Origin of the sequence: Bartonella sp. HY761 (genome assembly GCF_026743145.1) — a bacterium.
GTDB lineage: Bacteria > Pseudomonadota > Alphaproteobacteria > Rhizobiales > Rhizobiaceae > HY038.
In genome coordinates, this window is sequence record NZ_CP104888.1 from 126,710 (window position 1) to 139,841 (window position 13,132).

The 13,132-nt window shown below is 39.0% G+C and carries 13 protein-coding genes; 5 read left to right on the forward strand and 8 right to left on the reverse strand.

Annotated features, from left to right (window positions below; all coding sequences use genetic code 11):
• Nucleotides 1-126: 126 nt before the first annotated feature.
• Entirely contained in the window at nucleotides 127-603 is a 477-nt protein-coding gene (locus N6A79_RS15105; RefSeq protein WP_263499813.1) for an Lrp/AsnC family transcriptional regulator, read from the forward strand.
• A 105-nt stretch (nucleotides 604-708) separates the two neighbouring features.
• Here the strand turns inward: N6A79_RS15105 and N6A79_RS15110 are convergent, their stop codons facing one another.
• A complete protein-coding gene (locus N6A79_RS15110) occupies nucleotides 709-1,794 on the reverse strand; it encodes a glycerol dehydrogenase (protein ID WP_263499947.1) in 1,086 nt (361 codons plus the stop codon).
• Between the two features lie 295 nt (nucleotides 1,795-2,089).
• Between N6A79_RS15110 and N6A79_RS15115 the strand changes: the two genes are divergently transcribed.
• Nucleotides 2,090-2,626: a hypothetical protein gene (locus N6A79_RS15115; protein WP_263499814.1), complete on the forward strand. Its 537-nt coding sequence runs from the start codon at nucleotides 2,090-2,092 to the stop codon at nucleotides 2,624-2,626.
• Between the two features lie 126 nt (nucleotides 2,627-2,752).
• Here the strand turns inward: N6A79_RS15115 and N6A79_RS15120 are convergent, their stop codons facing one another.
• Nucleotides 2,753-3,634, reverse strand: coding sequence for an SDR family oxidoreductase (locus N6A79_RS15120; RefSeq protein ID WP_263499948.1), 882 nt, complete (start codon nucleotides 3,632-3,634; stop codon nucleotides 2,753-2,755).
• 291 nt (nucleotides 3,635-3,925) lie between these two features.
• Between N6A79_RS15120 and N6A79_RS15125 the strand changes: the two genes are divergently transcribed.
• Both N6A79_RS15125 and N6A79_RS15130 read left to right on the forward strand, forming a co-directional pair.
• Nucleotides 3,926-4,324, forward strand: a complete 399-nt coding sequence (locus N6A79_RS15125) for a hypothetical protein (protein ID WP_263499815.1) — start codon at nucleotides 3,926-3,928, stop codon at nucleotides 4,322-4,324.
• 502 nt (nucleotides 4,325-4,826) lie between these two features.
• A complete protein-coding gene (locus tag N6A79_RS15130) occupies nucleotides 4,827-5,165 on the forward strand; it encodes a hypothetical protein (protein WP_263499817.1) in 339 nt (112 codons plus the stop codon).
• A 93-nt stretch (nucleotides 5,166-5,258) separates the two neighbouring features.
• Here N6A79_RS15130 and N6A79_RS15135 read toward each other — a convergent pair whose 3' ends face one another.
• The 3 genes from N6A79_RS15135 to N6A79_RS15145 form a co-directional block, all read right to left on the reverse strand.
• Complete coding sequence (locus tag N6A79_RS15135) at nucleotides 5,259-6,515, reverse strand: NupC/NupG family nucleoside CNT transporter (RefSeq protein WP_263499818.1); 1,257 nt, start codon at nucleotides 6,513-6,515, stop codon at nucleotides 5,259-5,261.
• Between the two features lie 111 nt (nucleotides 6,516-6,626).
• Entirely contained in the window at nucleotides 6,627-7,565 is a 939-nt protein-coding gene (locus N6A79_RS15140) for a pseudouridine-5'-phosphate glycosidase (RefSeq protein WP_263499949.1), read from the reverse strand.
• Nucleotides 7,558-8,502, reverse strand: a complete 945-nt coding sequence (locus N6A79_RS15145) for a PfkB family carbohydrate kinase (RefSeq protein ID WP_263499950.1) — start codon at nucleotides 8,500-8,502, stop codon at nucleotides 7,558-7,560. Before N6A79_RS15145 ends, N6A79_RS15140 begins: the two co-directional genes overlap by 8 nt.
• A gap of 486 nt (nucleotides 8,503-8,988) precedes the next feature.
• On the opposite strand from N6A79_RS15145, the gene N6A79_RS15150 reads away from it, so the two are divergent.
• Nucleotides 8,989-10,056, forward strand: a complete 1,068-nt coding sequence (locus N6A79_RS15150; protein ID WP_263499819.1) for an ankyrin repeat domain-containing protein — start codon at nucleotides 8,989-8,991, stop codon at nucleotides 10,054-10,056.
• 152 nt (nucleotides 10,057-10,208) lie between these two features.
• Here N6A79_RS15150 and N6A79_RS15155 read toward each other — a convergent pair whose 3' ends face one another.
• From N6A79_RS15155 to N6A79_RS15165, 3 genes are read right to left on the reverse strand one after another with little or no spacing between them, the layout of a single operon-like run.
• On the reverse strand, nucleotides 10,209-11,522 hold the full coding sequence (locus N6A79_RS15155) for an amidohydrolase (protein WP_263499820.1): 1,314 nt from the start codon (nucleotides 11,520-11,522) through the stop codon (nucleotides 10,209-10,211).
• Between the two features lie 37 nt (nucleotides 11,523-11,559).
• Nucleotides 11,560-12,012 carry a hypothetical protein gene (locus N6A79_RS15160; RefSeq protein WP_182419819.1) on the reverse strand — a complete coding sequence of 151 codons (453 nt, stop codon included), beginning with the start codon at nucleotides 12,010-12,012 and terminating at the stop codon, nucleotides 11,560-11,562.
• Nucleotides 12,009-12,818, reverse strand: a complete 810-nt coding sequence (locus N6A79_RS15165; RefSeq protein WP_182419820.1) for a DUF3100 domain-containing protein — start codon at nucleotides 12,816-12,818, stop codon at nucleotides 12,009-12,011. Before N6A79_RS15165 ends, N6A79_RS15160 begins: the two co-directional genes overlap by 4 nt.
• Between the last annotated feature and the right edge of the window lie 314 nt (nucleotides 12,819-13,132).

A 13,132-nucleotide genomic window follows, 5' to 3' on the forward strand; every position in this document is an offset into this window, starting at 1 on the left:
GATAATATTTAAGGTTACCCTCCCTTAACTAAGTAAGACCCAAATTAAAAATATCGATTAACCTCTTTTAATAATGCAAGTTACTTACAAGAATTACTCATCATTCCTTAGAATAGCGAATTATTTATGCAGAGCCCCTTAATCGAGCTAGATGAGTTTGACCGTAAAATATTGGATATTTTGCAAGCCAATAATAAAATGCCACAACGGGAAATTGCTAAGGCCGTGCATTTATCTGCACCAGCCATACAAAGACGTATCAAAAAAATGGAGGATTTTGGCATTATCCAATGCAATATTGCTCTATTGGACCCAACAAAATTTGATCAACGCATAACAATCATTACGCAGGTATCTATGGAAAGCGAAAGGCTTGACCTTTATGAAAGTGCAAAAACTTCGTTTCATGCCGCACCAGAAGTGCAACAATGCTATTATGTGACAGGGGATGCTGATTTTATCTTAATTATTACGGTTAAAACCATGCGCGATTATGAGCGATTAACCCGCGAATTATTTTTTGAAAATAATAATGTTAAAAGCTTTCGGACCTTTGTAGCTATGGAGCCGATTAAAACCGGACTTGCAATACCTACCAGCTAAGAGCAATATCTACAAACTTGAATAAAACAGTAACAGCGCATTGATGTTAAAACCAACGCGCTGTTATTATCTCTATTTAACCATTTAATGGAGCGAAACTATATGCTATTCGCCGCGGCGCTCCCGGCCAATGGCGTCAGCTGCACGAAGCGCATTAAATACCATTTGTGCGGTAATTGTGCCTAGCTCATTATGGATGGTTTCACCGGCCACCGTTGCAGCTTCGGCTGCTTTCATCAAATCGGCGTCGCTAACATCACCAAGACCAATATCGCCAAGGGTGGTTGGCAAATTGACCAATTCGCAGAAATCAAAAATATGATCAATCAGTTCTGCGTCCTTATCGGTTAGGATAAGGGATGCTAACACACCAATCGTTACTTTTTCACCATGCCAATAATGATGGGTTTCTGGCAATACCGTCAAGCCATTATGGATCGCATGGCAGGCAGCCAAACCGCCGCTTTCAAAACCAAGACCGGAAAGCAAAGTATTGGCTTCAATGATTTTTTCAAGGGCGGGAGTTGGTACACCAGCTTCGCATGATTGGTATGCAAGTGGGCCATATTCAAGCAAAGTATCAAAACAAAGCCGTGCTAAACCATAGGCAGTGGTTGAGCCGGGGCGGCCAGTCATATTATTGGCTTTTGACAAGCGGCAAGATTCAGCTTCAAACCAAGTGGCAAGCGCGTCACCAATGCCGGCAGCCAAAAAGCGTACTGGCGCTTTTGCAATAATGGCACTATCTACCAAAACAAGATCAGGATTTTTTGGCAAAAACAAATAACGAGCAAACTCGCCTTTTGGGGTGTAAATAACCGATAAGGCACTGCAAGGCGCATCGGTTGAAGCCAAGGTTGGCACAATAACGACAGGTACTTTTAACGCATAAGCAACTGCTTTTGCGGTGTCTAGGGTTTTGCCGCCGCCAATACCTGCAACCACATCAATTCCTGCAGTCTTTGCCAAACGGTCAATTTCTTCATCACAACATTCACCCGTAAAGACTTCAATCACCGATTGAACCTTATCGCCTAGTCCTTGATTAATTACATCATTATAGTCTTTAGCAACAAAAGGGTCTTCAAGCAGAAGAACTTTTTTTCCCAAACGCGCCAATTCTTCACCAAGCAGCGATAAAGCATTAGGGCCTTGAATATAGCGTGATGGGAAAATTGTGGTGGTGATCATTTTATGTCCTTTCATTTTGACTATAAAATTTATCGACTAAAACTGGTCGACAATACAAAAGGCTTGCTTTTATGAAATGGGGTAAAAGCACCCTCAATCACATATTGGCAGAGCAATATTGCACCACTGTGATGAACATCGTTTTACAATTGTCATCTTGATGTGTAACTTGTAGCTTAACTCTACGCCTAATTTAAAAAATTCATAGCTTTAAATTGGGTTATAGGAAATAAATTATGGGGAAAATGCGCTAATATTTAATCAAGTCACAACAAGCTGATTTTTGGAGGGAAATATGTCAAGAACCTTAGCATTCATATGTAAAAATTCTCGTGAGGAATTGATAAAAAAGGTTACACCTATCGCTTATAAATATAGTCTTTTGACGGATAGCGACGAGGACTATTTCGACTTTTTAGATGAACAAAATGAGTTAAGGCCAATTGCTATTAGCGAAGAAAAATTTCCCAACCTTGATGATGGGCAATTGGATATAACCCTTCATGGTGAATTTTATTTTGCCGAACAAGTTTATAAGAAAAAAATATTAAAAGATAACATAAAAAATTACTTTGGTTATATTATGCGTATTCATAGTGATTTAAGCAATGTTGATAAAATTTTATGCCAGCTGGATGATGTCTATACAATGGATAATCAACCGCGCATTATTGTATATGATGATATTAAGCAACAGGTTATTGACGGTAATTATCAATTAGAGTGGTTTTGGAATGATGACAAATTTTGCGTAAAATTACCTGACGATTGGGAAGAATATTACGATGATGTTTATGATGCCTATGATATTAGCGGATTTTTTAAGGAATGAAATTTATAGCATGATTTTTATTTATTTAAAAAAATAAGAGCGTTTTTTAGCAAATCGCTCTTATTAATGCAATCACTTCATATTTACGCAATTGCACGGCATTGTAAGATTAATAAATAAAATGCCTTAACTATCCATGCCAGTTCCGCCACTTGCACCAAACACTTGTCCGGAGCAATAACTTGCTTCAGCACTTGCTAGTAAAACATAAAGTGGCGCTATTTCAGCTGGTTGGCCAGCTCTTCCAAGCGGAGTTTGACCGCCAAATTGCGGGATTGAATCCATAGGTGTGCCGCCAGAAGGCTGTAACGGTGTCCAGAAAGGACCCGGTGCCACAGCATTGACGCGAATACCTTTGGGGCCAAGCTGTTTGGCCAATGATTTGGCAAAAGCAACATTAGCAGCTTTAGTTTGTGCATAATCAAACAAGCTCCCAGATGGATCAAAAGCTTGTACAGATGCAGTTATAATAATAGAACCACCTGCTGGAATATATTTTAATGCCGCTTTTGTAACACGATAGGGAGCATAGATATTTGTTTTCATAGTTGCATCAAATGCTTCATCGGTTAAATCAGCAAGAGAGGCAGTGGCTTGTTGGCGACCTGCATTGTTAACAAGAATATCTAAACCACCGAGTTCTTTGGCAGCGTGTTCAACTAACTCGTTACAAAAAGCAAGATCAGTTAAATCGCCTGGAATGGCAACGGCCTTACGTCCAGCTTTTTGAATTAATGCAACAACTTCTTTAGCGTCGCTTTCTTCTGCAGGAAGGTAATTAATTGCAACATCTGCACCCTCGCGTGCAAATGCTATTGCGACAGCACGACCAATTCCACTATCACCACCGGTAATTAAAGCTTTGCGGCCTAATAAACGTTCAGAACCTTTATAAGATTCTTCACCGTGGTCAGGTAACGGGTTCATTTTAGAAGCTAATCCCGGCGGATCCTGTTTTTCAGTAGGATAGCTTGGTTGCGGATAGGCATCTACTGGATTTTTTGGCATTGTCTGTTCAGTTAGGCTATTTTCACCATTAGCCTTTTTTTCGCTAGATGGTGTCTTGGTAATTTCCTCAGTCATAACAATTCCTTTTAAAAGCATTTTGCTGTCTTAGCTAAAAATTTCAATTTTTGATCAAACCTTATCCGGTCGATCCTTTATAAAAATTTTTACCTAAGTTAATCCAACCCGTGAAACGCTTAAAAGTTCCTTTTAATTTTCAAAAACTTATCTTACTATGTCAAAAAAGTTCGAAATCGTTGTTTAGTTCAACTGTCATAAAAATGGAAAACCCAAATGTTAACCGGCAATCTATTTATTATAAATGTTAAAAATCATACGGAGACATTGGCTATATTGGAACTTTTGACCAAGAAACTCAATATCGCTAATATTGATGAGCATGATAGCAGTTATTATCTAAACGACACTTATTGGAACTTGAATCAAGGTTTTTGGTCGGTCCAATTATTTTATACTGGCTGCTTTGATTGTGAAAACCCAGAAATTAATGGTAAAATCCATTTAGCTGTGGTGGTGACAAGTCATATATTAACCGATGCCGAATTATCGGCCATTAGCGATTATCTAATTAAAATACTTGAAAAAAAGCATAAAGTTATAATTGAAAATGAAATATTTCCCGGTCTTTGTGACGAAGAACACGCCTTACTTGCAAAATTTTACATGCAATAATATTAGCATTAGCCACTGCTTTTAAAAGCTAAGTAAAAACACGATGAATATAACGAGGCATAACAGCTAGAAAGACTGCATTATTAGCCCAATAGGACGTAAAATAGAGTTAGACACTTATTTTGAAAAAATAAATTATGGCTATGATGGCATCATTAGGGATATTAATTTTTGCGATAAGTTAGAAAATGTTAAAATTATCGCAACGGTGCAGAACGAAAAAAATGACTGGATTATATTAGAAATTTTCATCAAAAAATTACAAGAGGGAAGATTTAATATATTTAAAAATAGATGTTATAATGTCATATATGATGGTATAAAATATTATAAAATGAACGGGTTACATTATATCAATTTGGACAGTCCCAACACAATTGAAGAGCTTAAAAATATAGAAACATTTAAAGAAAGTGATTTGTATTTTATAAGTACCAATATAGATTTTTCTATTCAGCCATATGATCAAAATGTAAAAGCGGCAGATACAAGCAATTAAATTATGACTGACAAGCAGAACAGCCAAGCTTTGAATGAATTTTTGCAACTTATTGATAATATCTATAAGCGCCCCGGTATGTATTTACCCACCTACCCCACTTTAGATCATCTTTGTTGCTTTATTACAGGATATAACATTGGTAAGGATTTGTCGTTTTTTGATAATTATGATTTTATCACATGGCTTGCAACCAAGCATGGCCTATCCAATAGCCACCATTGGGTAGGGCTTATGAATTATATTTATTTCACCCAAGAAGAAGCTTTCTTACAATTTCCCAAAGTCCTTAAAGAATATTTGTACGAAAAAGACTTGATTGATGAAACTGTAATGGTTTGATTGGTAATATTTTACTTAGTGTTTGCTAAAATACTGCAAAAAAAGACCAAGCTGAAACTTGGCCTTTAAATATATCAATGCGCTTAAACTTGCTTACATCGTTATAGATAAGAAAAGACCGGCAATGGTTGCACTCATCAAATTGGAGAGCGTTGCGGCAAAAAGTGCTCTTAAACCTAACTGTGCAATGAGCGAGATACGTTCTGGTGCAACGGCAGAAAATGCACCAATAATAACACCAATTGAACCAAAATTAGCAAAGCCGCATAGGGCAAAAGATACAATGGCAATAGAACGTGGATCGGTTAAAACCGCTGTAGCCTGCATGGTTTGCAATTCCGTATAGGCGACAAATTCATTAATAACCAATTTTTGGCCAATTAAGCTGCCAACACTACTAGCATCTGGCCAGCTAACACCCATAATATAAGCAAGCGGTGAAAAAATATAGCCGAGCAGGCCTTGAATGGTGATATCTGTATAACCAACTAGGTTTGCAAGGCCGCCAACAATGCCATTTAATAAAGCAATCATCGCAACAAAAGTCATCACAACCGTTGCAACGCCTGCTGCAATTTTTAAACCAGTTAATGCACCATTTGCCAAAGCTTCAATAATGGTTTTGGCAGGCGTTTCAGAAAATTGAAGATTATCAAATGTGACAACAGATTCTTCTGTTGCAGGGCTTAAAAGTCGTGCAAATAAAATACCGCCGGGGATTGCCATTAAGGATGCTGCTAGCAAATAGTGAATTGGAACGCCAACACCTGCATAAGCAATGAGCATAGCACCAGCAATAGACGCCATACCGCTTACCATAGCGGTAAATAATTCATTGCGATTTAACTGTTTAACAAAAGGCTTAACTGCGGCTGGAATTTCGTTTTGACCTAAAAAAATGGTGGTCACCGCAATAAAAGATTCAATCTTTGAAATTTGAAGGGCTTTTTGGAATAATCCACCCAAAATTTTGATAAGCAATCCCATAATCCGCAGATAATAAAGAATCGAAATCAAGGATGTTACAAAAATGACCGCTGGTAAAACGCGAAATGCAAAAATATAACCATAATTGCCAAAAGCTGCTGTCATTGGCGCATCTTGAACAAGCCCACCAAACATGAAAACAGCACCAACATCGCTATAATCCATGACCGCTTTTACACCGCGTGATGCAAATTCAAGTATTCTTTGGCCGGCCGGTACATAAAGCATGATGCCGCCAAGTATCACTTGCAGAAGAAATGCAGCAATAACCGTTCGGTAGCTAAGTTTTGCTTTATTATTACAAAATAAAAAGCCGATAAACAGCAAGAAAAACATACCGATAAGACTGCGGATAATGTCCATATTATTTCCCTCTTTTCTTTAGCACGGGTGCACCACCATGCTCAAAGCCTGTTTTGCTCCCCCCTTTGAAAACCTTGTCATCAAAGGGGGAATAAAACCCAAAATGAATGACTAAGCGCTAATTATTTGGTATTCTTTAGCAATATTAGAGGCTAAAATTGCATTATTGAAAACCAGTTCAATATTGGATTTCAGGCTATCACCGCCAGTTAGTTCATTAACCCGGGCAAGCAAGAACGGCGTGCTATCTTTTCCAATAACGCCTTGTTCATCAGCTTCTTTTACTGCTTGATCAATAGCCGCAGCAATGCGTTCTTCTGGCATTGCAAATTGCTGCGGAATTGGATTGGCAATCACCGCGCCGCCTTCAAGACCAATTTGCCATTTGACAAAAAGTGCCTTAGCAATGTCTTTTGCGCTGTCTAACTGAACACTGGTTTCAAAGGGGCTCGTACGGGTGAAAAATGCAGGCAAGGATTTGGTTTTATAACCAATTAGCGGCACGCCGAAGGTTTCAAGATATTCAGTGGTTAATCCTAAATCGAGAATGGATTTTGCACCGGCACAGATAACCGCAACATTAGTTTTAGCTAGTTCTTGCAAATCGGCTGAAATATCAAAGCTTAGGCCTGCACCGCGATGAACACCACCAATGCCGCCGGTTGCAAAAACTTTAATGCCCGCCATAGCCGCAATAATCATGGTCGAAGCAACGGTTGTTGCACCGTTTAGACCACCGGCAACGATGAAAGGCAAATCACGGCGGCTGACTTTAGCAACCTTATGGCCTTCACGACCTAAAAGCTCGATTTCTTCGCGCGACAGACCAACTTTCATTTTGCCGGCAATAATTGCAATGGTCGCAGGTACTGCGCCATTGGCACGCACGGTTTCTTCCACCTTTAATGCAGTTTGTGCATTTTGCGGAAAAGGCATGCCGTGAGAAATAATCGTTGATTCTAAAGCAACAATCGGCGCATTGGCAACAAGCGCTGCCTTTACTTCGTCTGAAATGACAAGAAATTCGTCTGAAATAGCAGCCTTAGGCATCATAGACATGGGATAACTCCAAGAGGTTTAAAACATTTTTGAATGAGAGATCTGGATTATTGGTAAATGGGCTCATCAATGCCATAGACGCGCAGCCTTGAGCAAAATGGACAGCTTTTGACAAAGGCATATTTTGCAATTTACAAGCAACAAGCCCCGCCATCATTGCGTCGCCTGCGCCGGTAACATTGACAATATCCGTTTTGATAATCGGCAGCCAGCCATTAGCACCATTTTTTTCGCTGTAAAATACCCCCAATTGGCCTGCACTGAGCACAAGATTTTGTAAACCTTGTTCATGAAACCAATCGGCAATTTTTAATGCGTCATCTGGTTGATGAAACACAATATTGCTCAATGTTTGTGCTTCTAATAAATTGGGTTTTAGCGTGTTAATATTGGCTAAAAGAGTTTGAATTTTAGTGCATTTATGCGCTGAGACCGTATCAACAAAAATAGTTGGCAAATCTTTCTGGTTTAACAGCCAATCAAGGCTTGTTTGTTCCAAATTGCAATCAACCACCACGATATTGGCAGCCTTTATTGCATCCATATGGCTTGCAAGCATGGTTTCATCAATGCGGCGAACAATATCCATATCATTAATGGCAATCACCATTTCGCCATGCTCATCAAGCACCGAGAGATAAGTTGAGGTGTTTTCATCATCAAGACGCATGACGCGCGCCATATCAACGCCAATTTGTGCTGTGGTTTTTAAGATGTTGTCACCATAAACATCATTGCCAACCGCAGAAATAAGAGAAATATCAACCCCTAAAAGCGCTAAATTATGGGCAATATTGCGGCCAACACCGCCCGAGCTATAGCTAATTTTACCCGGATTTGAATCACTTGGCTTTGGCGGCTGATGAGAGCGACCAGCAATATCTATATTTACCGAACCAATAACAATCACATGGTTTTCTTTTTGCAAGGCTAAATGGTTATTACCATCATCCATAATTAACAACCAAATCTAAATTGTTTCATTTCTATCTAAATTATATAGCAAAACCTACTATATTTATTATTTGTCAAAATGCAATTAATCACAAACCCTATCATTTTACGGTGGTCTCAAAGCTTTGGTTCAAGCTATTTTAAGTTACACTTTTTTCAAGCGCAAATATTTCTGTTAGGGCAATAAATAATTAGCACGAAGTCAAATTAAGTCACTTCTAAAATAAAGATCAACCATTTGGCAAATTAAATGGTAGATTATTAAAAGATATCCACCTTTTATTAGAAATATGACGTAGAAAATTAGGTTTAACTCTACCAAATATATAAAATTTATTTATGCTCACCCTTACTAACTGTAGGTGTCATTTGGTTAGCTTTCAATGAAGGATTGAAAAATGGTAAAAGATAAACGGCAAAAACTGCCTGAAGATTTTAAAAACCTTATAGAAGCTAAAAATTGGCCCGCTATAAAAAACCTTTTGAAAATACTGATATCAATGCCCGTGACAATACTTATCAGGAAACAGCTCTGTTTTTTGATGGTTTAAGTGACGAAATAACCCTTTGGCTGATTGAACAGGGTATCAATATTAATGCTCGTGACCGTTATGGGCGGACGGTTTTACATCACCGCTCACAAAGATGGCACGAAAACCTTGTTATTTTGCTGGAAAATAACGCCGATGTAAATGCCCTAACCAATGATGGCAATACGCCGCTGCATGAAGCAGTAGCTTTGGGCAATTTAGAAGCGGCGAAAATCTTGGTGGAATTTGGTGCAGATATAAATCTGCGTAATAGCAAAAATTATACGGCGCTAGAATATGGCTTGCAACAATGCAGCAATATTAAAATTGCTGATATGGCTGAACTAGCAGAGTTTTTGCTAAAGCTACAAAATATCGATAAAACAAAGAAAAGCTTAAGCAACAAACTAAAGGGGTGGTTTTCTGGCAATAGCATTCATAGCGATGGGCAGCAAATAACAACACAGATGCAGGATTTTGTAAAAATAATTGGCCAAAACTTTGAATTTCACCGCGAAAATTTTAATAAAACTTTGCTTGAAGAAGCAAGCTTTGGTTTAGAAAAGCTCTACCAATTGTTTAATGTCGAACCTATTGGTGCGCGTATAAAATATGATGGTCATTCACCCATCATTGCTAAAGGTGAAAATTGGCAGCAATGTCATGAATATTTATGGCAGTTATTAGTACCATCTAGCGGACCATGCACCACCATGCAAGGCGAAGTTATCCGCATAGCTAGCCGCTTGAGCCATGAAATTGAAGGTAATGGCGGAGGCAATTACGACCAAGACTATCAAAAAATGGCGGTTGCTTTTTTAAATTATTTAAAAGAAGGGAAAGCCCTATCAAAAGCCCAACTTGATGAAGTCGCCCAAATTATTAACGCGATCAAGGATAGTTATACCCCAACAGACCGTTTGACGGAACTCGGAGTTAAATGGGTTGGTTTAAACTCAAACCCTATTCAATTGCCAAAGGTAAATTATAAACGATAATCTAATCAACAATCTGACATTGCAATAAAAGAGGAAACCAAGAACTGCTAGAAACGAGCCGCAGATCAAGGCAGTCATTTTGCACAAAAGGCAATGAATGGGTTGAACGAATAAAAAGCGGTAAAGGTGCATGCCTTTACCGCTTATTCATCTTAATTGCTTGAAAAAGATTCAAGCAATTCTAGATAGGTTTCTTTAGTAAGCTGTGGTTTAAAATCAGATTTTACTTTTTGTGCGCCTTCGCCATCACCATAAAGCAAGTCAATCACCGTCATCGCCATAGCTTGTGCACAGCGAATATAAGCGGTGTCCTCATCAAAGATTTTATAATCCTTGCCATGCAAAGTGCCTTCAATGCCGCCGGCATGGGGGTGGGCAAGGGGTATGATTTGTGATAAATCACCCGTATCGGTACTGCCTGCCATGTGCTTACCTTGGCGAACACGGTCTTTACCTACCAATTCCTCGGCATTTTTTTCAAAAAACGCATTAATATTGCCATCATTATTAAGCGGCAAATAACCTGGAAGATCTTCAATTTCTACTTCCGCACCAATTGCCATTGCACCAGCTTTTAACGCACGATCAATTTTTTTATTGGCATCGATCATTGCGTCAATATTGGCAGCACGCACATAGCTTTCCATGCGCACATCACTTGGCACAACATTAACCAAATCTCCGCCCTTAGTGATAATTGGGTGAAAGCGCACATTGTCTTGATCTTTAAATGTATCACGAATAGCATTAACCCCCATAATGCCCATCATAGCGGCATTAAGAGCATTAACACCTTCATAAGGTGCGGCGGCAGCATGGGCAGGTTGACCTTTATAGGTGATTAATTTACCGATAAAGCCATTACTGGTGGTTGATAATTGTAAATAACGCTCATGATTATTATCGGGCACAACATGCATTTGAATGGCCATATCAACATCATCAAAAGCACCAAGGCGGATAAGCTCAGCCTTGCCACCAAGATATTTAATCTTGCCTTGTTGGCGCAATTTATTGCGATAAGCAATTTCAACATATTCTTCGGCCGGAACAGCAAATAAAACCACATCGCCGCTTAAATGTTCCATGGCATCAGCATCTTGCAGACCCATGCCAACCGCAATCATTGTAGCAATCTGCACATTATGCCCGCAGCAATGGGCAGCGCCGGTAAGTTCATCTGCATTTGGGTGTTCATGGCAGATAATTGCATCTAATTCGCCAATGACAGCAACACTATGATCAGAATTTTTGCCCTTTAACCGAGCTTTTACACCCGTGATTGCCAATTCTTTTTCATAAGGCAATTGCATGCGCTTAAAGGTTTCTTCTACCTTTGCTGCGGTCTTAACTTCCTTATAGCCAAGTTCCGGCTCATGGTAAATGGCGCGGCCAAGAGCAAGAATGTCATCGCGGCGCGCTTCAATTGCTGCGCAAACTTTCTTTTTTAGTTCTTCTTTATTCACTATAACACCTCCAAAATTATCTTGTTGGCTTTATGATTTAAATTGCGCCTTCAAGATGTAATGCCCATTGGGCAAGCAATGTCGCACAAATGAATGTACCTGCAATCACTGCAAGTGCAACTGGAATAATGCGCCATGAAATTCTTTTGAACGCTTCTAAATCCTTACCGATGGAAAGCCCTGCATAAGCAAGCACTGGCGTACAAATCGCCAAGAAAGGAACTTGTTTTACATAGGAAGTTATAATTTCGTGATAAGGGAAAATTGGGCTTGATACGAGGATAGCAAACGCAGAGATCCATAAAATGGACGGCAACATGTTGAATAATGGCAATTTTGCAATGATATAGCCGCAAATGCCAACGCCAATAATAATTCCAACGCCAGTCAATGAAACGACTATATCAACATCGCTATAGCCAATATAATGGCCAATAACGATCAATAGCCCGCATAAAATAGTAAGGCAAATAACTTCAAATGTACTCATTTTACCGCACCTTCATTGTTATTATTGCGACCAAATAGGCGGTTTAAAAGTTGATAGAATTTTACAGCAAGGGGAAGTGAAATAAATAGTGCAAAATAAATGCCTAAAATACCGGTCATCAAATTGGCAGCTCCTGCATAAGCAAGAATTTGCTCTTTCATTTCTGGATAAAACTCAATGATTGAACCTGATGCAGCAGCAAGCATACTACCAGAGCCAACCCCAGCACCCATTGCCAAAGCATAGGGGTGAAAAATATCAAGGCTAGCAATTGCGCTTGCAAAAATGCCAATCCACACAGCGCCAAAAACGGTACCGCAAATATACATTGCCATAACGCCGCGCCCTTCAGGTGAATTAAGACCATATTTTTCAGCGATGATAGCAATATTGCCCTCGCGATCAAGCGAATAGGTGGCGCCTATGGCTTCACGGCCCATGCCAAGCGCTACCGCAATTGGCATACCGATTATGATGGTACCAAAAAAATGACCAAATTCTTGAATGAGTAAGGCAAATTTTGCATTAGCAAGCTCGGGAAGATTGGGGCCAATACCAAGACCAATAGCGGTAATTAATGGAATAAGTACCACGGTGAGCATTTTGCCCGCATTGTCACCTTCTTTAAAGCTAATAATTTTCCATTTTGGAAAACTGATAAAGCCAGAAATGATCATGGCAAAAAGCATTGGAAAAAGTACAATAGCAAATTTGCCAATGGAAAATTTCATGGTGCCAATGGTTTCACATAGCACAACAACCAACAGCGCTATGATATGAAGTTTGACGTTTTTCAAGACAGCCATAGACTTCCCCTATTTAAAAAGATTCTTAATACATTCTTTTGAATAAGCGCAGACCAATATTCAACACAAAAATGTCATATTTCTTTTTAAAAGGTTAATTTCTACAATCAATGTGGTTTTTTTGCCTCGTCATGCTCTAAAACAGTGGTTATTTTGGTAAGCTAAAGCTAAAATTTAGTAGTCAATGCTAAAAGTTGCGCTAGCACTTAGATTTTCATTACAGATTTTTATGCTCCTGTAACATTGTTCTAAAGTTTAGACTCTAATCAAGATTTGCGTCTTTCAATGGCATGCAATTTTTAAGCTCATACGTC

Coding starts and splice junctions, on each gene's coding strand:
- N6A79_RS15115 (WP_263499814.1), top strand. CDS start 2,090: ATGTCAAGAACCTTAGCATTCATATGTAAAAATTCTCGTGAGGAATTG.
- N6A79_RS15105 (WP_263499813.1), top strand. CDS start 127: ATGCAGAGCCCCTTAATCGAGCTAGATGAGTTTGACCGTAAAATATTG.
- N6A79_RS15125 (WP_263499815.1), top strand. CDS start 3,926: ATGTTAACCGGCAATCTATTTATTATAAATGTTAAAAATCATACGGAG.
- N6A79_RS15135 (WP_263499818.1), bottom strand. CDS start 6,515: ATGGACATTATCCGCAGTCTTATCGGTATGTTTTTCTTGCTGTTTATC.
- N6A79_RS15160 (WP_182419819.1), bottom strand. CDS start 12,012: ATGAGTACATTTGAAGTTATTTGCCTTACTATTTTATGCGGGCTATTG.
- N6A79_RS15130 (WP_263499817.1), top strand. CDS start 4,827: ATGACTGACAAGCAGAACAGCCAAGCTTTGAATGAATTTTTGCAACTT.
- N6A79_RS15165 (WP_182419820.1), bottom strand. CDS start 12,818: ATGGCTGTCTTGAAAAACGTCAAACTTCATATCATAGCGCTGTTGGTT.
- N6A79_RS15120 (WP_263499948.1), bottom strand. CDS start 3,634: ATGCCAAAAAATCCAGTAGATGCCTATCCGCAACCAAGCTATCCTACT.
- N6A79_RS15140 (WP_263499949.1), bottom strand. CDS start 7,565: ATGCCTAAGGCTGCTATTTCAGACGAATTTCTTGTCATTTCAGACGAA.
- N6A79_RS15110 (WP_263499947.1), bottom strand. CDS start 1,794: ATGATCACCACCACAATTTTCCCATCACGCTATATTCAAGGCCCTAAT.